This window comes from Bradyrhizobium sp. LB14.3, assembly GCF_040547985.1.
Lineage (GTDB): Bacteria > Pseudomonadota > Alphaproteobacteria > Rhizobiales > Xanthobacteraceae > Bradyrhizobium.
Genome location: NZ_JBEPQT010000011.1, coordinates 1 through 17099 on the forward strand (window position 1 = coordinate 1; position 17099 = coordinate 17099).

General features: G+C 59.1%; 16 protein-coding genes and 1 pseudogene. 10 read left to right on the plus strand and 7 right to left on the minus strand.

Annotated elements, in window-relative coordinates; translation table 11 throughout:
- Positions 1–442 precede the first annotated feature (442 nt).
- Entirely contained in the window at positions 443–667 is a 225-nt protein-coding gene (locus tag ABIB00_RS39110; RefSeq protein WP_456648627.1) for a DUF6894 family protein, read from the plus strand.
- Between the two features lie 344 nt (positions 668–1011).
- Positions 1012–1257, plus strand: a complete 246-nt coding sequence (locus tag ABIB00_RS20625; protein ID WP_247352238.1) for a PilZ domain-containing protein — start codon at positions 1012–1014, stop codon at positions 1255–1257.
- A 217-nt stretch (positions 1258–1474) separates the two neighbouring features.
- Here ABIB00_RS20625 and ABIB00_RS20630 read toward each other — a convergent pair whose 3' ends face one another.
- Both ABIB00_RS20630 and ABIB00_RS20635 read right to left on the minus strand, forming a co-directional pair.
- Entirely contained in the window at positions 1475–1714 is a 240-nt protein-coding gene (locus tag ABIB00_RS20630; protein WP_247352237.1) for a DUF6894 family protein, read from the minus strand.
- A 5-nt stretch (positions 1715–1719) separates the two neighbouring features.
- Positions 1720–2487, minus strand: a complete 768-nt coding sequence (locus ABIB00_RS20635) for a Crp/Fnr family transcriptional regulator (protein ID WP_247352236.1) — start codon at positions 2485–2487, stop codon at positions 1720–1722.
- Between the two features lie 363 nt (positions 2488–2850).
- On the opposite strand from ABIB00_RS20635, the gene ABIB00_RS20640 reads away from it, so the two are divergent.
- Positions 2851–3027, plus strand: a complete 177-nt coding sequence (locus ABIB00_RS20640; protein WP_247352235.1) for a hypothetical protein — start codon at positions 2851–2853, stop codon at positions 3025–3027.
- A gap of 439 nt (positions 3028–3466) precedes the next feature.
- On the opposite strand, the gene ABIB00_RS20645 is transcribed toward ABIB00_RS20640, so the two are convergent.
- From ABIB00_RS20645 to ABIB00_RS20655, 3 genes and pseudogenes are all read right to left on the minus strand, one after another.
- Positions 3467–3631 carry a DUF2934 domain-containing protein gene (locus ABIB00_RS20645; RefSeq protein WP_247352234.1) on the minus strand — a complete coding sequence of 55 codons (165 nt, stop codon included), beginning with the start codon at positions 3629–3631 and terminating at the stop codon, positions 3467–3469.
- 75 nt (positions 3632–3706) lie between these two features.
- Positions 3707–3978, minus strand: a pseudogene (locus tag ABIB00_RS20650) (hypothetical protein).
- 1042 nt (positions 3979–5020) lie between these two features.
- A complete protein-coding gene (locus ABIB00_RS20655) occupies positions 5021–5389 on the minus strand; it encodes a hypothetical protein (protein WP_354105649.1) in 369 nt (122 codons plus the stop codon).
- Positions 5390–6115: 726 nt separating this feature from the next.
- Between ABIB00_RS20655 and ABIB00_RS20660 the strand changes: the two genes are divergently transcribed.
- The 3 genes from ABIB00_RS20660 to ABIB00_RS20670 all read left to right on the plus strand — a co-directional run bounded on the left by ABIB00_RS20660 (position 6116) and on the right by ABIB00_RS20670 (position 9694).
- Complete coding sequence (locus tag ABIB00_RS20660; RefSeq protein WP_247352232.1) at positions 6116–8551, plus strand: PAS domain-containing sensor histidine kinase; 2436 nt, start codon at positions 6116–6118, stop codon at positions 8549–8551.
- Entirely contained in the window at positions 8548–9219 is a 672-nt protein-coding gene (locus ABIB00_RS20665; protein WP_247352231.1) for a response regulator transcription factor, read from the plus strand. Before ABIB00_RS20660 ends, ABIB00_RS20665 begins: the two co-directional genes overlap by 4 nt.
- Before the next feature lie 85 nt (positions 9220–9304).
- Positions 9305–9694, plus strand: a complete 390-nt coding sequence (locus ABIB00_RS20670; protein WP_247352255.1) for a response regulator transcription factor — start codon at positions 9305–9307, stop codon at positions 9692–9694.
- Between the two features lie 1673 nt (positions 9695–11367).
- On the opposite strand, the gene ABIB00_RS20675 is transcribed toward ABIB00_RS20670, so the two are convergent.
- A complete protein-coding gene (locus ABIB00_RS20675) occupies positions 11368–11874 on the minus strand; it encodes an Hsp20/alpha crystallin family protein (protein WP_247444721.1) in 507 nt (168 codons plus the stop codon).
- 317 nt (positions 11875–12191) lie between these two features.
- On the minus strand, positions 12192–12518 hold the full coding sequence (locus tag ABIB00_RS20680; RefSeq protein ID WP_247352229.1) for a hypothetical protein: 327 nt from the start codon (positions 12516–12518) through the stop codon (positions 12192–12194).
- A gap of 372 nt (positions 12519–12890) precedes the next feature.
- On the opposite strand from ABIB00_RS20680, the gene ABIB00_RS20685 reads away from it, so the two are divergent.
- From ABIB00_RS20685 to ABIB00_RS20700, 4 genes are all read left to right on the plus strand, one after another.
- The gene (locus tag ABIB00_RS20685; RefSeq protein ID WP_354105781.1) at positions 12891–14882 is read left to right on the plus strand and encodes a protein-L-isoaspartate(D-aspartate) O-methyltransferase; all 1992 of its coding nucleotides are present in this window, start codon (positions 12891–12893) and stop codon (positions 14880–14882) included.
- Between the two features lie 4 nt (positions 14883–14886).
- The gene (locus ABIB00_RS20690) at positions 14887–15774 is read left to right on the plus strand and encodes a hypothetical protein (RefSeq protein ID WP_354105650.1); all 888 of its coding nucleotides are present in this window, start codon (positions 14887–14889) and stop codon (positions 15772–15774) included.
- A gap of 398 nt (positions 15775–16172) precedes the next feature.
- Complete coding sequence (locus tag ABIB00_RS20695) at positions 16173–16742, plus strand: NuoB/complex I 20 kDa subunit family protein (RefSeq protein ID WP_502917856.1); 570 nt, start codon at positions 16173–16175, stop codon at positions 16740–16742.
- A gap of 173 nt (positions 16743–16915) precedes the next feature.
- Positions 16916–17074, plus strand: a complete 159-nt coding sequence (locus ABIB00_RS20700) for a hypothetical protein (RefSeq protein ID WP_247444725.1) — start codon at positions 16916–16918, stop codon at positions 17072–17074.
- Positions 17075–17099 lie beyond the last annotated feature (25 nt).

Here is a 17099-nt window from a genome sequence, read left to right on the forward strand (position 1 = left end):
GGAGCTTTGGTGTAGGGACGTGCAGCGAGGTCCGCCGCACTGGCGGGAGCCGACAGGCCCAAAACTAGTGTTCCGGCTGCGGCAACTAAAAGCTTCTTCATGCGAGTGTCTCCCCAGAAACGAGTTCAATGAATCGGTGTATTCGCCCACCTGCAAGAGGATCGTAATTTGGTAAGGTGCACGTGGCTGTAGCTGAGTTGCAACACTCGCTGGTCAAAGCGAGGCCGGATTCTCGATACACATGAACTAGTTACAGGAACTGAATGTGCGGCAGCGTGCACATGGGACCCTTGCGAAACACACTGACCGAGCGTTTGGGCACACGGGTGTTGTGTGACCTAAGGTGGAAGCGACGCTAGCGCAGCTGTCCCTGTCGTTCCCGACAGGTGCGCGCCGTCCTGACACGTGGGCATGATCGCGGCTAAAGAACGGAGGCATTGCTGTGCGGCGCTACTATTTTCCGATCATCCACAATGGTCAAATACAGGCGGACGATGCAGGAGAGATGTTTGGCTCTGCTGAACTAGCAGTCGATTACGGTGCCCGTGTCGCTCGGGACATCGCCAGCGATCCCGATTACGACCATGGTGCGGGCACGGTCGTAGTCGTGGTTGACGACTCCGGTGTTGGAGGGTGTTGGTGCACGTGTAAGGCCAGCCGAAGGTAGGGCAGTCCAAGGTGCTCGCGTAACGATCTGTAAGTAGTAGGCATGCAAATAGCGCCTTTCTGCGACGTGATCAGTCGGACCAAAGAGATTGCGGTGACCTCAGATAATGATGACGAATTGGCTGTTTTGACGCGAGAGATCGCTGACAAGGCGACCTATGTTCAGAACCAGACAATCCTGGTCGAGGTCCTTGAGCGAGACAGACACGACGTATCCGACCATGAGAGAGAGCTAGCCAAAGAGCGGTCGCATTTGGCGACACGGATCGCGAGGCAGTTTAGGTTGCTTGAAATTGCATCGGCCAGTGAAGGACACGAGACAGCCGCGTCAGCTCAAGGATAATTATGCCGGATCGCCGGAAGATCGATCGTTCGGACGTCGACTTAGTTGCATACATTTTTGGAGATGGCGGCAGCCGACGTTGCCGCGTGTTCAACATCTCGGAGGACGGGGCCGGGATCGAGTTACCGACGAAGCTGCACATGCGTCCCACATTCAAGATGATGTTGGAAAGAGACCGTATCATCAGAGATTGTCGTCTCGTTTGGTCCAGTGATACTCGCATCGGGGTCGTTTTTAAAGCCGATTGAGTCGGCTCTGCTAGGTTGTTGGTCCCAGCCCAGGGCCGCTCGGCTCTCCAAATCTCGTGTGCGCAGTTGGTTAGGCGCGACCCGAGGCTGCCTGTTTTCCGTCACCGGTCCAAATCACCAGCCCATCGATTTTTCTTCGGCTTGCTCCTACGGCCTAGCGACCTGATGGAGCGCGCGCCGATTCGATCGTGCCGTTAGCGGCGGTAGTGACGCCTGCCTACCCATCGCCGGCTGAAGTATGCTCAATAATGGCAGAGACACTCAAAACACCGCCGGTGTCGTCCCTAACCCAAATAGCTATCCGTCCAGGCCGGCCGGCAAAGGTGAAGTCGCGCACGGCCTCGCCAAGGGCGATCAGCGCCATTCTTCGGGCGGCGTCAACGCTGGCGAATTCCTCACCCGCGCTGTCTACGGTAACGAGGTCCGCTTCATGGTAGTCGAAATGATATCGAACCATGCCGGCTAAATCACTCCGGGTGGGGACGTTCCAAAAACATTGCTGAGTTTTGATCTTTCGTTTGGGCTCAGCTCATGAAGATATTCAGGGCTGAACTCGGCTACAGCTTGCAGTTCCTGTGGGCGGAGCAGAGTAACGGTTTGGTTTTCCCATTCAATGAGGCCCAAACCCCTGAGTTCCTGGATCGTCCTGTTCACGTGAACTATCGAAAGTCCACATGCATCGGCAACATCTTGCTGCGTGAGCGGAATCCGGAAGCTGCCGTTGTCCGCCAGCCCAACGAATTCCATGCGAGTGGTAAGCTCGCAAAGAAGATGCGCGAGTCGACCTAAGGCTTGGCGGGCTCCGAGATTCTCAACCCATTCGCGATAGATGGAAGCCTGTATCAGCGTTTCGCGCCAAAAAGCGTGTGCAAGTCCGAGAGAGTCGGTCATCATCTCTCTGAGAGATGAATGAAGCACAGCGGCGATCGTCGAATTGCCTATGCTGCAAAGATCACAATCCGCGATCGGCAAATGCAGGGTAGGCAAGTCGGGCATGTCCCCAGCCATGTAGAACGAGGAGATCTGATTTCGATCATTCACCACTCTTTGCCGAGCTAGAAAGCCGTCGATCACAACGATGCAGCTGCTGGGCTTGTCTCCTTCGCGAACCGCGTATTCGCCATCAGCCAGGGATTTCACCCTGTATGGAATGCGCGTGAGTCTAACCTTATCTCGTTCAGATAAACCGCCGACCGCCTGTAGGCGCGCTATTAGCTTCTGATGCGGCATTCATGCTTCCGTGCGATGCAGGCGGGAGCCCAGTTGGTCTCTCAGCCACCGACGCCTACGGACAAAGCCTTGGCCAGTGATGGCATAGTAACGCATGAGGGTGGGCGGAGTGCAACCGACGATTTAGGAAAATTCCAAGTCAAGCCTTGGACTTGTCCGATTCAGCCTGCTTTTTTCGAATCCGGCAATGGCCTACCTCAGAGACGCGAAGCCGGTCCCAATCCCTCCGTCGCGACGAACAGTTTCTTTCTTCTCGGGCAGCCTGGCGCGCCCTCAAACGTATGAGCGACCTTTGCCAGACGCGCGCGGTACGCAAATCCGCGCGACTTCAGATTTAACCTCACGTCTCAATTTAGGATACAAATGTCCAACGACCTCGTAGTCCAACTCGGCGCAAAACTGGACCAATTCGCCAGCGATATGAATCAAGCTGGCGATATGGCGGATGCAGCAATTGATCGCATTGAACGATCATTCGCCAATTTGAATCCGACTGCGGGCGGCTTTGCGTCGCTCGGCGATGCCGCCGCCATCGCGTGAGGAGTTTCGAGACGCAAGCTTTGACTTGATTGCCGACGTGGAGAAGGTCGATCCTGAATCCTATCTGCTGCACAGCATGGAGATTCAGCGCCGCAAGCGCTTCGATGGACGCCATGTTGTCGGCGGCCTTGCGTATTGACAACGATCACGGCAAGCGACATCACACAAGCCGTTCGGCAACGAACGCCCGGAGCGCCTCTCATGCCCACGCCGGAGACAAGACCGACAACCATTGAGGGTTGGACCGTTCTTGATGTTAGAGGCGGGATGGCGGTTCTTGGAGGGCCCGACGGGGTTCGGATGGCAACACGGGCCGACACCGTTCCCGGCATCGGACGAATCGACTCCATCGTGCGTTGGGCAACCGCTGGATCGTTGCAACAGCCAGTGGATTGATCTCGACGCCATAGAAGGCGCGCGGACCTCTCTTCCTTGTTTTCTACAGCGTATCCGGCGTTTTGAGTTCGTGGTGGATCAGCTCTTCCTTCAGCTGTCGCTCCGCTTCCAAATAGAACTCTTGATCCCGCCCCTTAGGCATTCCCGCTTGCTCCCACAGCTGATATGCGCGGCGCTCGACGTCCTTCTGGGTCAAAGGACCTGCCATGGTACGTTACTCCCAATGAGACCAACCGCGGCTTAGGCTGACCGCCCTGTTCGCGTAGTTCTTGTACGGTTCTCCCTAATCCACATCCGGCTCATCATGCCGTTGCAGCTGCAGGACATCACCGCTCCGCACCTGATCGATCAGCGCAAGTTCAGTCGCATTCAAGGTAGCTGAGGCCCCATGCCGCCGTGATGTCAAGGAAAATTGGAAGTCCTGAACGGCCGACTTAATTTCGTCGCTGACCTTGAGAACTCTTTTTCTGCTGTTGCGCCAGTTATGTGCAGAGTAAAGCACGGGCACGGCAGAGCGAGCATGTCACGCTTGTCATTGCGATAGACATCAAACACTTTTCGACCCCGCTGATCATCTTGAACAAAGCAACAAACATGTTTTGTCGTCTCAATGGACGAGCTTAGGATCTCGAACGGCTGTGCGGGTTCTAAATCTGCAGCACCGCGACGTTTGCTTCACCGCGTTCCGGATCTGGAACGAACTGATGCAAACTCGGACCATCGCCAAATTGGGCGCGCTAGGCAGTTCTTTGAGCGATGCCGTGAACGGCACGAGACGGGACGACCGGCTTGTAATCCTCCTGTGCGGAGCGAAGATGTCCTGGTGTCGCAACAGCAATGATCAGCCGGACGTGGTTCTGGGAAGGTATACTCTCGGGCAAATTTAGGAGACCCGCACTTCAGAGATAAGTTGCGCGTCCGCACACGCCGGCAGCGGCCGCAGCCTCCGCGCCCTAGCTTCGCAACGCCGGGGCTGGACGCGGCGCGAAGCTGGATGCAGTGACTGCGGCCGACCACTCTGCGCGGCCCTCATCGGCTAGCCGTCACCTCCTTCCGTGGTCAGAAGGTTCGTGCGCGCGCAGAAACGCGTCCGTCAGCGAGCGCGAGAGCGCGCTCATCTGCATCAGCCAGCTCCAGCTCGAAGTGGCCGCCAACACCGTGATCGTCTCGAGCGAACTGTGGTAAGGCCAGAGCATTCCCATGGCCGACTGTTGATAGCGACGGTAGCAATCCGCATCGCAATAACGCCGTCGCGTAGACAAATGCCGGACGTAACTCGCGCCCAATGGCTGGGCGCACGCGCTGCAGGTGGCGCCGTAGCTGGGTCGTCCATGATTGATGAGCATGAATCTCAAGGCCGTGTCCTCTCCTGCCGACAGGCGCATCGCCGATCGTCTCGAGCACGTGTCCGCTCAAGACGCCGCTCGCGTACGCCCCTCGATCAACGGCGCAGCTTCGCCATGAAGCGCGTAGCACTCGTAGTCGCAGTAAGGCAGTTGCGTCCTGGCGTCGCGCAGATAACCAGTGCTGATCTGCTCGCAGCACCATAGACAGAACGTCTTGCGGAAAGGGGTTCTGTCGTTCACCAATATGAATCTCACGTGGCGCCTCCCAGCGCGAAGCAGTAGACCGTGTCGACCAGAGAGGCGGACGGCGGCGGCGCGCAAAAATGGTTGCGGCCGTCGGGATTGTCTCTGTTTCGCTCGACCTTCTGGGACGGGATCAGGATGTATTTCCCGTCTTCCCGGCGTCGCGCGTAGACCCTGCCGTCGATGTATCGTACCTCGGTCGGATAGCAATCCGCATTGTTGCAGCAGCTGAGCACCGGATTGTCGGGCATACGCCAGCTGGAATAGAACTTCTCGTGCAGGAGCTGATCCTGGGGCGGATGATGACGATGTGCACTATCCGGTCCAATCTCGTCGGCCTCCACTCCCGTTATCAACGGAAGCGGCAGCGCGATCATCAAGAGGAGCTTGCAAGCACGGTTCAGCACGCAGCCTCCTGTTCAGAATTGGCGGATGGAGCGGATCGAAGGACAAATCCTCATGCCGCCTGAAATCGGAACAACCATCGGCGGTCGCGTTCGCGACGCGCCCTGAAGCGGTCGAGACATTTTCTGGAGCACAGTGGCGTTCGCCAGGAATAATATCGGATCAGGCCAAACTTGCCGCTACAGACAGCGCAACCTTTTACAGCAGGACCGCGCTCGGAGTGTTCAGGCGTATCGCACATCATACTCTCCCGGCTTCATGGCCGTGGATTCGCTCGTACGCTGACGCAGAGCCATCCACGCTCCGTTCGTGAAATGCAGCCTATTAATCGTGATCAGCCATTCATGCGGCAAGTCGGGCAACGGACGCAGAGCTGTAAGCAGCACATCGAGCTAATTGCCGGCTTGTGCCTTGCACATCGCGTCCCCTCGATTGGTTATGAGACTAATCCGCCCGCAACGGACCGCTCAACTGTACGGAGGTAAATGTGCGCTATGACTTGGGATGCGCGAGCTATACGTAAGTTTGTCCCGTAGTTTCGGACCCCGCCGCACCTTCGCAACGAGACGGCGCAAGGCCGGCAGGCTGCACGGCCACCGCGAATTTCGGCGCGGAGTTCTAACTTGGTCGGAGGGAATTGCTCCCCTTGCTGCAAAGTGCTCTACTTGCTGCGGCCCCAGCGAGCCGGGACGCCTGCGATGATGCCTGGCCAAATCGCGAAATTCGGGAATTCGGCCGCACAATTGCTGCTCGGCGGCCTCGCGGCACTTCGATCTTTCGGCAACGGCGAGAAGGACAGGCCCGCTGTCGGAGATGACTCGCGGCAAGACATCCTCGATCTACGCGACGCCGTGAAGCAGTGGCGCGAGGTGTTCGAGCACAATCCGGTCATGTACTTCATGGTCGATCGGGCCGGAACGGTGCTCAACGTCAATACATTCGGCGCCGCACAGCTGGGCTACACCGCGGCCGAGCTGATTGGCCAGTCCGTGCTCAACGTCTTCTTCGAGGAGGACCACGACTTTGTTCGCCGATGTGTAGCATTGTCCCTGGAAACCCTGCACCAGTCGCATACTTGGGAGATTCGCAAGTTCCGGAAGGACGGATCGGTCCTTTGGGTCCGTGAAAACGCCAAGGCGATGCTGCGCGGCGACGGTACGCCGATCGTGCTGGTCGCCTGCGAAAACATTACCCAGCGCAAGGAGGCGGAGGATGCGCTACGCCAGAGCGAGGCCTACCTCGCCCAGGCCCAGGAACTGAGCCGCACCGGCAGCTTCGGCCTGAACATCGCAACAGGCGCGATCGTCTGGTCAAGGGAAACCTTTCGCATCTTCCAATGCGACCTGGCGGTGAAGCCGACCTTGGATTTTGTTGTCCAGCGCATCCATCCGGAAGATCGCGCTGCGGTCAGCAAGACCCTCGATCGAGCCGCCCGCCGAGCAGCGGATTTCGACCATGAATATCGCCTGCTGATGCCTGACGGATCAGTCAAATATCTCCATTCCGTAGCACGCGCGGTCAGACATGGATCCGGGCTCATCGAATTTGTCGGGGCTGTCACCGATGTCACGGTTGCAAAAGAGGCGGAACAGAGGCTGCGCCGCAGCGAGGCCTATTTGGCCGAGGCACAGCGGCTCAGCCATACAAGCAGCTGGGCCTGGGATGTGCGTCGTCAGGAGTTTGCCTACCGATCGGCTGAACTCTACCGCCTGTTCGGATTTGACCCAGGCCCGATCGAAGTACCGGCGCGGGCTTTCCAGCAACGCATCCTCCCTGAGGATTTCCAACGGATCGTCGAGGTGGAACGTCGGGCCGTCCGGCGAAAGGAACCCTTTGAAGTTGACTTTTGCATTGCGCGCCCGGACGGCTCGATACGACGAGTCCATACCGAGGGACATCCCATCGTCAACAGCGACGGCGAAGTGATGGAGATCATCGGTACCCACGTGGATGTCACCGAGCAGATCGCTGCAAAAGAAGCGCTGCAAAGGGCATTTGATGAACTCAAGACATCCGAGCAGCGGTTCCGGGACTATGCTGAAACGGCATCTGACTGGTTTTGGGAGACCGGGTCGGATCATCGTATCACGCAGATATCGGAACACGCCGATACGGCCAGTGCTACGCCGACGGGCTTGATTGGCCTGAGCCGTTGGGACATTCCGCCCGACGTTGAGCTTGAGCCGGGAAAGTGGGAGCAGCATCGCGCGACGCTCGACGCCCACCTCCCGTTCCGCGATCTGGTTTACCGCGGCAGGGATCGCAATGGATCTCCAATTTACGTGCGCACCAGCGGCAAGCCCTTACATGATGCGGACGGCCATTTTCTCGGATATCGGGGCGTCAGCAGCGATGTGACGGCGGCTATCCGGGCCGAGCAGGCTGAAGAAGCGCTACGCAAAGCGCAAGCCGAGCTCGCCCATGTCACACGCATCACGACGCTCGGCGAACTCACCGCCTCGATAGCCCACGAAATCAACCAGCCTCTTGCCGCCGTGATCTCCAATGCGGACGCCTGTATCAGCTGGCTCGGTCGCGACCCGGCCAATCTGGATGCTGCGCGACGTTCCGTGGAATGGATTGTCGAGGACGCCAATCGGGCTAGCGAGGTGATCCGCCGGATTCGGGCGCTCGCGAAGAAGACCGAAATCGAGATGGTTGCGCTCGACATCAATCAGGTTGTCAGGGAGGTGATAGCCTTCGTTCGGCGCGAGCTCGCTACAAATGCCGTGTCGGTGCGAATGGAGTTGTCGTCCGGCCTGCCCAAGATTTGCGGCGATCGGATCCAGCTCCAGCAGGTGCTGATCAACCTTGTCGTGAACGGGATCGAAGCCATGCAAGCCAATGTTGACCGTCCGCGCGAGTTGGCGATCCGCTCCAGTCAGGCTGGCGAGGACGGCGACCGCCACCTGCTCCTCACCGTGAGAGATCGCGGTGTCGGCCTTGGCTGCGACGTGACAGACCACATCTTCACGCCGTTCTTCACCACAAAGTCGAGCGGCCTGGGCATGGGACTATCTATCTGCCGATCGATCATCGAGGCTCACGCCGGCCGGCTTTCGGCCCTTCCCAATGAGGGGAGCGGCGCAACGTTCCAGATTGCCCTGCCCTTCCCACACAAGGACACGTCGTGACGGACCACGCCAAGCCGATGCAGGCACAGGCGAGTGCCGACGATCCGATCGTCCTGATCGTCGATGACGATCCGTCGATGCGGCGTGCGCTCACCAATCTTTTTCAATCGGTCGGCCTCAGGGTCGAGGCCTTCGGCTCAGCGGCGGAGGTCATGGAAGCCAAGCCGCCGGTGGTCCCCAGTTGCCTTGTGCTCGACATCCGGCTGCCGGGCTCGAGCGGCTTCGACCTCCAGACGGACCTCGCGAAGGCCAACATTCGCACGCCCATTATCTTCATCACCGGCCATGGCGATATTCCCATGACTGTCAGGGCCATGAAGAGCGGCGCCATCGATTTTCTGACCAAGCCGGTGCGCGACCAGGACATGCTGGATGCGGTTCAGGCTGCCATCGATCGAGATCGCAGGCGGCGCAATGCCGAGAAGTCGGTCGCAGGAGTGCGGTCCCGTTTCGAGGGTCTGACCGCGCGCCAGCGCGACATCCTCGCCCTGGTTGCGTCCGGCCTGATGAACAAGCAAGTCGCCGCCGAGCTTGGATTGGCAGAGATTACCGTCAAGATCTATCGCGGACAGATCATGCGGAAAATGGGCGCCAAGTCATTGGCCGATCTCGTCAGAATGACCGAGGCGCTCGGAATCCCACGCCCAGGGGGAAACGTGCAAACCTAAGTATGCTTTTCAAGCTTGCTACGAGGGCCCAGTTTCCGGTGGGCGCTGCACCATGATCGGCAGCCCCCGATCAGGAGCGATCATCTTGTCAGCCCCCTCGGTCATTTCCGTCATTGACGACGATCCATCAGTCCGCCTTGCAACGAATAATCTCCTGACGTCGCGGGGATACGCTGTCTCCATCTTTGGCTCCGCTCGCGAATTTCTCCAGTCGGCAGAACTGAAGACGACGTCCTGCGTCATCGCGGATGTGCAGATGTCGGCCATGAGTGGTGTCGATCTGTTGGTGCATATTCGCGGCCTGGGCCACCACACGCCTTTCATTTTCGTGACGGCCTTTCCAGACGACGCCGCGGTGCGCGAGCGCGCGCTGAAGGCCGGCGCCATCTGCTTTCTCGCGAAGCCGTTTTCGACGCCGGCTCTGATTCACTGTCTGGAGACCGCTCTGTCCGGGTCCGGTGTAGCCACGAAATAGTGGGCCGCCAGCACTCTTGCGAGAGTGGTTGAGAAGCTCCAAATTATCGAGGCATGAACATAGCAAAAACCGCTCTCAGAGCTGGTCCCGTTTGTCTGAACAGAATCTCCGCTTGGATCAGTGGAGCTTCTGCCGGGGTTAACGGACGTAGCTGTTGTGGCGATTGACGTTTGCTCTCGGGCGCATAGCGGCGTTGGATTCAGCGCGGTACGTTCTCGATCATTCGGAACGGTCGTTGTTGCATTGTTCGGTGGGCTCGAAAGAGGAGTAAGGCCCAAAGCTCTCGAGCAGATCGCGCCATGGTACGCCTGACCTCGCGCGCCTTTACCGCAGAGACTGATGATCGTGATCCGACTAGTTTTTGGACATTGCCAATGCGCACACCTCTGGATTCCTCAATGGCACGCGCTCGATCGCTGGTCCCAAGGAGCTCATTCAATTGGGCGAACGCTCTAAGTTCGTTCACGATGGGGCGCCTGGACCGCGCATCTCTAAAGAAGTCGAGGCGCGCAGAAAGTTCGCCTTCACCAAGACGGGGCCACCCGCCGTTCGTCCGTTTGGCCTGTACCGTCTTCCCGCAGACAGAATCCGTATTGGGTAGCGACGTTGTGCCGCCCGGCGGTGCGGCGTGACGAGTGGGCAGGAGTGGCTCGGCTGTAGTTTGATGGATTGATGTCCAGTCCGCCCCTGGGCACCTCGAGCAGAGGAGCTTCCTGAAATCCAGCTCCGCCGTCCTTTGGCAACGAATGGTGGGTGCGGCGGATCCGCTATGGTCTCTGCCGCTTCCTCAGGCGGGCTCCGACAGTTAGTCGATGCACTCGACCACCGATTGACCACCGAAACCCCGTGAACAAACGGCGATAAAGGTGGTCAATCCCGCCCAAAGCTCACTGTTTTCGTTGATCTTTTCGATCGCTACTTACGTTCGGGACGTAGGGAGGTGCCTCGCTCAGATCGGGACTTGAAGCGTGTTGGTATCGGTGTTTGCGTCTCCGGGAATTGAACCTGCGCAGGCCAGGTGGATCGCGAGGTTATTGCCCTCGGTGTACGAGACGGCTCATTCCGACAAAGAGAAAACCTATTGCGGGTTCAATGCAGGTGGGACGAAACGTTTGTCGGAATGACGATTGATCTTGCTGCGAAATCACACGCCTCTTAATCAGCGGCTCCGTCCGAATCGTAAATTTTATGTCAACGCACGGGCGTGCGAGGACCGCGTAAGAACGGCGGCTCCTGGCGGGCTATGAAGGCGCGACGTCGGGAGTTAAGCTGCCCTCCTGTAAGAGAATAGCGCCTCCACAATAGTGGGTTTAGCCATGTAGCGGTCTCCCGCTACCAACGGCCTTGCTGTCGCTTTTCCTGAATCTACAGCAATCGAGACGTAACCCAGGGAAAGATAACCTCGCGCGTCCCAGGCTTGGAGCACCGCGCATGGTTGACGACGGGGCGCGAGCATCGAGGGGCTGGAGCCGGCAAGCCAGGGCGCCGAACATCGTGCGCGACGGCGGCGCCCTACGATCCACATCTTGACCGCTTCTTCTCCGACCTGCCCGGCTTCTTTCAGCGATAAAGTCAGGCGCGATACTAAAGGCTCGTCACTCGCGGCCGGCGCAAATTCCCATCGTCACGCCGAGCCCCCAACTCGGCGAGACTCTCGCGGGCGAACGAGTACGTCAGCCGTTGCGATTTATTGCGATGCGGCGAACGTTGCGCTTCGCTTCCGCGGATTTTGGCGCCGTAATTGTCAGTACGCCATTCTTGAACGCGGCTGAGACTTCATCCTCATTGACGTCCTGTAGCGGAATGCGCCGCTCGAAGCGGCCGTAGTACCGTTCACTGAAACGCCGATCCTTATCTACCGACTCCGATTTCTTCTCACCGGAGATCGAGAGAACGCCATTTGCAATTTGCAGACTGACGTCCTTCTCCTCGAGACCAGGCAGTTCAGCAGTGATACGCAGCTCTTTGTCCGTTTCGTCAATGTCGATCTGAGGCCAACCCGGCCCATCCGCTGACCAGGAGGTTAGTCCGAATGGCGCTAGATCGAACCCGCGAAACGCATCGTCGAACATATGATTGATTTCGCGCTGCAACGTATAGAATGGATGCACGTCCGTACTGCGCGGGAGACCAACCTCGCGACTCCTATTATTCCATGGAACGAGATCCTTGATGGACATGATGATCCTCCCTCAACCAGGCTACTTCCTCCGCATACCAACGCGGAAGTTGATTTGCTGATCCAAAAAGTAGCCTCGCGATTTACCGCTTCAAGCCTCTGCCACATTTTTGGCTTGGCTCGGAACCCGCACGCTTTTGGCCAAGCCAGATGATAGCAATCCGATCGCGCCGTACCGCTGAAACGTCGGCAACGAATCGTCAGCGTCTTGTTTCGGGAGAATGTGCGCTCGTGCATCTGCAGCAGCGAGCAAAGAAACCGCCTAGTGAAATGGCCCCGCCTCGGCGGGGCCATGCTGTATGTAGCCGCGGATCCGGTTCACCAATCGGAGGCGATCACATCCGTCGCGTAGTCATATCCCGCGTAGCTGTATCCGGGGTGGTAGCCTCCATAGCCGTACGGCACTATCGGCGCGCGATACGAATATGCTGGAAGCCGGGTGTACCCAGGGCGGCCCACCACGACGGTGCGCTCGCGCACGATCGGCGCCGGTGCGACGTAAGCGCTGCCGGGGGCTACGACGACAGGATAGGGCTGGATATAAGGATCCACATAGATGGCCTGCGCGGACGCACTGGTGGCGCCGAGGCCAAACAAGCCGACTATCGCCAAGCCGGCAATTGAGAGCTTGCTCACTCTTGCCATTCTGCAACTCCTTTGCTGCTTGTTGCGACCTTCAAAACGAACCCTCTAGCCGGCGTGGTAGTTCCGGTTCACACCAGTTTTTTGGATAAGTCGTTTTCCGCGTCGCACCGGGATCCGCCAATAGATCGAGGCTCTGGAACGAAGTTTTGAAGGACGCGTTCCGTCATGACGGAGTTTGACCGACGCTAAAGATCGAGGCTGCGATGAGCGCAACTGGCCTTGATGTCGTCCACGGACACTGCAGACGACCAATATTTGGCTCGACGAAATTGTCGCTGCACTCAGCCGCGACCGCAAGGACGCCGGCGATGCTCTGCGCGGAATTTCGTCCGGGTGGAGAGCACACCCATGCCGGATGACGAGGTAAAGCCAATGCTTGATCTCGCGCGCGCCCGGGACCAGATGGTTGATATTCAGATTGCCAGACGCGGGGTGCGGGATACACACGTCTTGGAGGCGCTGCGGCGTGTGCCACGCGAGGTTTTCGTCGAACCCGGTTTCGAAGAATTCGCCTACGAAGACTGCCCACTGCCGATCTGCGAAGGTCAGACCGTCTCGCAACCTTACATCGTCGCGCTGATGATCGAGGCGGCCGAGGTAAAGCCCGGCGACAGCGTTCTCGAAGTAGGCGCTGGCTCCGGCTACGCGGCAGCTGTCCTGAGTCAGATTGCCAACCGGGTCTGCGCCATTGAGCGCCACCCTTCGTTAGGCAAATCCGCCCAGCAACGGTTGAAGAAGCTCGGTTATGACAATGTCGAACTGCGCGTCGGCGATGGCACGCGCGGTTGGCCCGAGGCCGCGCCGTTCGATGCAATCGTGGTCGCGGCTGGCGGACCCGAGGTGCCTTCGGCGCTGAAGGAGCAGCTCGCAATCGGTGGCCGTCTGGTGATTCCGGTAGGCGAGGAAGAGCGCTATCAGACTCTGATAAAGCTCACCCGGAAGAGCGGGTCTGAATTCGAAGAAGAGAATCTTGGCGCCGTCGCGTTCGTGCCATTGATCGGCGAACAGGGCTGGGCGGAGGATGGTCGAAGCGCGGCCACGAGCGGCGCGCAGGGCCAATCACGTGGACAAACTCTGTCTGAAATGATCGCCGGCCTGGCCGAACCGCTGCCCAAGCTCGACGACCGCGCTTTCGGACAATTTTTCGATCGCTTCGCCGATCGCCGCGTCGTTTTGCTGGGGGAGGCGAGCCACGGAACATCCGAGTTCTATCGCGCGCGGGCGGCCATCACCATGCGTCTGGTCGAGGAGCATGGTTTCACGATCGTTGCCGTCGAAGCGGATTGGCCCGATGCGGCCGCCGCCGACCGCTATGTACGCCATCGGCCAGCACGTCTTGGAGAGGAACCGCCATTTCAGCGCTTTCCGACCTGGATGTGGCGCAACACCGATGTGGATGCGTTCCTCGGTTGGATGAGGGAGCACAATGACAATCTCAAGCCGGAGCAGCGCGCCGGCTTTTTTGGTCTCGACCTCTACAACATGAGCGGTTCCATCGCCGCCATCCTCGAATATCTCGACAAAGTCGATCCTGAAGCTGCGGCCGTGGCGCGTGAGCGCTATGCTTGCCTCACGCCCTGGCAGAAAGAACCCTCCACTTACGGCCGAGCGGTGCTCACAGCAGGCTACCGCAAGTGCGAAAAGGCGGTGGTCGATCAATGTCGGGAGCTGCTGCAACGGCGGATCGAATACATTGCTGAGAACGGTGAAGACTTTCTGGATGCCGCGCAGAACGCACGTCTGATCGCTTCCGCCGAGCGCTACTATCGGATCATGTACTATGGTGGCGCTGAATCCTGGAACTTGCGCGACACGCACATGTTCGAGACGCTTGGACATCTGCTTGACGCGCACGGGCCACAATCCAAGGCCGTGGTCTGGGCACACAACTCTCACATCGGCGATGCCCGTCACACCGAAATGGGCGCCGTCCGCGATGAACTGAACATTGGCCAGCTCTGCCGAGAGCGATTTGGCGGCGAGGCTGCACTGATCGGCTTCGGCACGCACACGGGCACCGTGGCAGCGGCTTCTGACTGGGGCGGCGATATGGAAATCAAGCGTGTGCGACCGTCGCATCGCGACAGCTACGAGCGCGCCTGCCACGATGCCAATGTTCCACGCTGCCTACTCGATCTTGGCCGCGATCAGGCAGTCCGGCGCCGTCTTCTGGAGCCGCGGCTGGAGCGGTTCATCGGCGTCATCTACAGGCCGGATACCGAACTAATGAGCCACTACGCCAATGCCTCGCTACCGCAGCAATTCGACGCCTTCGTCTGGTTCGATGAGACCTCGGCGGTTACGCCGCTAGGACCGGAGCACGCCAAGGCCGGCGTGCCCGACACTTATCCATTCGGCTTGTAGCCCGATGCTGCGGGACATCGGCTATGTGCGGGAAAAGCTCGATTGGATGCGGGCCGAGCGGATCTGGCCGAACGGCCTGCGTTATCTCTGGACTGATGCCTTTGGGGTAGTGCTGTACGTCTCGCTTTACCGCGAACTGGGCGAGCGCCGCTGGCTGGACGAAGCCGAACGGCTGGTGAGCGATGTGGAGCGCGTACTCGGCCGTTCGCGTGGGCTGCGCATCGGCGAGGCCGCCGACCGCGACGGACAGTACTTTCACTACCTCGCGATGTGGCTTTTTGCGCTGGCACGGCTGGGCGATGTGAAGCCTGAATACCGCGAACGCGGCATTGCGTTGGCGCGCGACATCCATCGGGCATTCGTCATCCCCGACCGCGGTGTGGTCTGGAAAATGAAAGAAGATTTGAGCGGTCCCTATCCCGGCTATGATCTGGGCGCCATGGATGCATATGACGGCTATATCAGTTACCGGCTGCTCGACAGCGATGTACTCAGGTCCGAGATCGCGGAAATGAGCGTCATGATCGAGCAGACCTATCGCGGGCTCGAAATCGACCAGGACCTGGCGCTCGGTATGATGCTGTGGCTCGCTCACTTCTTTCCTGAAGAGTCATGGGCCATCGCGCAAGCGCAACGCGCACTGCGGTCGCTCGACACGATGTGGATTGATCCTCCGGGCTATTTCAGTCGGGCGCCGTCGCTGCGCGACACAAAGTTCGCCTTCACCAATTTCGGCGTTTCCCTGGGTCTGCAAGCGACGCATGTCTGGCCCGAGCGCGTCGAGCGCCTAAACACATTTTTTGAAAGCTGGCGATCAGGCGATGAATATGATCGCGAGGCGATCACTTGGGTTATGGCATGCACGTCCCATTATCCAGGGGCGTTCATCTAAGCACCCGCGCAGTCTCGCGCGGCATCAAGAGGAACAGGTTGCCGGCCGGCGACATTTGAGCCGGCCGGCCTGGAACGTTTCGCCTTGCTTTGATTTGGCCCCACAGAGCGCGAGAGCGGCGTGCATTGTCGAAACCAATCGGATGCATGGAAACCGAGCCGATCCAGCGATGACAGAAAGGAACGAACGCCAGACGGCGCCCTATCCGGCCGAGAAGGCCAGGGGCGGCGAGATCATTCTCCGCACTCCCCTGCGTCGCGCGATCTTTATCGCAGGCTTGGCGGGAGCCGCAGTGTTGGCCCTGCTTCTCGGCTTCGCCCGATTTGCTCATTGAGCCAGGCGGTGCGTCGCAAGTGCTGGGCCATCAGGAGATTTGCATGGGCAACAGTCAACTCATAATGCAAAGCGGGCGTTCAGCCACGACGACCGCGCCGGTCGGGACCGTCCATCGCTATGCCGGCACGAAAGGCGCGGACGATCATTTCTTTCGTGAAGTGAACCACGAACTGTCGGACCGGGGGTTTCTGGTCACGTCCGCAGACAATCTGATTACCTGGGCACGTAGCGGCTCGCTGATGTGGATGACCTTCGGTCTCGCCTGCTGCGCGATCGAAATGATGCAGATGGCGATGCCACGCTACGACGCCGAACGCTTCGGCTTTGCCCCGCGTGCCTCGCCGCGCCAGTCCGACGTGATGATTGTTGCCGGCACATTGTGCAACAAAATGGCGCCAGCATTGCGCAAGGTGTACGATCAGATGCCGGAGCCGCGCTATGTGATCTCGATGGGATCGTGCGCCAATGGCGGCGGCTATTACCACTACTCGTATTCGGTGGTGCGCGGTTGCGATCGGATCGTCCCGGTCGACATCTATGTCCCGGGCTGTCCACCTACCGCCGAGGCGCTGCTGTACGGAGTTATGCTCCTGCAAAAGAAGATACTGCGAACCGGTACGATCGAGCGCTGACAAGCTTGCCGACACCGCGCAACCATCTTTTCGCAGCGGTGGTCGGGGAACGGATCGAAAGGCGTTTTCGCAGCATCGAGAAGCCGTTTCGTTAATCCCACGAAGTCATCCTGAAACGAACGCCTGCTGTTGTGGTGGGCGTCGGGTCTTGGCCGTCTTCAACGGAGAGTGACATGAACGCTGCGATTGCATGGCTGCTGCCCCGCGCGTCCGCGAAATCGATCGCCGACATCGATACCGCGCTTTCGGTGGCGCTGTTTAGTGGCCTGGGCCTGCTGCTGTCCCTCTCTGTTCTGATCGTCGACAAATACACCCCGGGCGAATGGTTCTGAGCTGAGCGCTCCGACTCCAGGGGCC

Bases quoted from the DNA above. Each gene is read 5' to 3' on its own strand.
- ABIB00_RS20625 (WP_247352238.1), top strand. From the start codon at position 1,012: ATGCCGGATCGCCGGAAGATCGATCGTTCGGACGTCGACTTAGTTGCA.
- ABIB00_RS20630 (WP_247352237.1), bottom strand. From the start codon at position 1,714: ATGGTTCGATATCATTTCGACTACCATGAAGCGGACCTCGTTACCGTA.
- ABIB00_RS20635 (WP_247352236.1), bottom strand. From the start codon at position 2,487: ATGCCGCATCAGAAGCTAATAGCGCGCCTACAGGCGGTCGGCGGTTTA.
- ABIB00_RS20640 (WP_247352235.1), top strand. From the start codon at position 2,851: ATGTCCAACGACCTCGTAGTCCAACTCGGCGCAAAACTGGACCAATTC.
- ABIB00_RS20645 (WP_247352234.1), bottom strand. From the start codon at position 3,631: ATGGCAGGTCCTTTGACCCAGAAGGACGTCGAGCGCCGCGCATATCAG.
- ABIB00_RS20655 (WP_354105649.1), bottom strand. From the start codon at position 5,389: ATGATCGCGCTGCCGCTTCCGTTGATAACGGGAGTGGAGGCCGACGAG.
- ABIB00_RS20660 (WP_247352232.1), top strand. From the start codon at position 6,116: ATGATGCCTGGCCAAATCGCGAAATTCGGGAATTCGGCCGCACAATTG.
- ABIB00_RS20675 (WP_247444721.1), bottom strand. From the start codon at position 11,874: ATGTCCATCAAGGATCTCGTTCCATGGAATAATAGGAGTCGCGAGGTT.
- ABIB00_RS20680 (WP_247352229.1), bottom strand. From the start codon at position 12,518: ATGGCAAGAGTGAGCAAGCTCTCAATTGCCGGCTTGGCGATAGTCGGC.
- ABIB00_RS20685 (WP_354105781.1), top strand. From the start codon at position 12,891: ATGCTTGATCTCGCGCGCGCCCGGGACCAGATGGTTGATATTCAGATT.
- ABIB00_RS20690 (WP_354105650.1), top strand. From the start codon at position 14,887: ATGCTGCGGGACATCGGCTATGTGCGGGAAAAGCTCGATTGGATGCGG.
- ABIB00_RS20695 (WP_502917856.1), top strand. From the start codon at position 16,173: ATGCAAAGCGGGCGTTCAGCCACGACGACCGCGCCGGTCGGGACCGTC.
- ABIB00_RS20700 (WP_247444725.1), top strand. From the start codon at position 16,916: ATGAACGCTGCGATTGCATGGCTGCTGCCCCGCGCGTCCGCGAAATCG.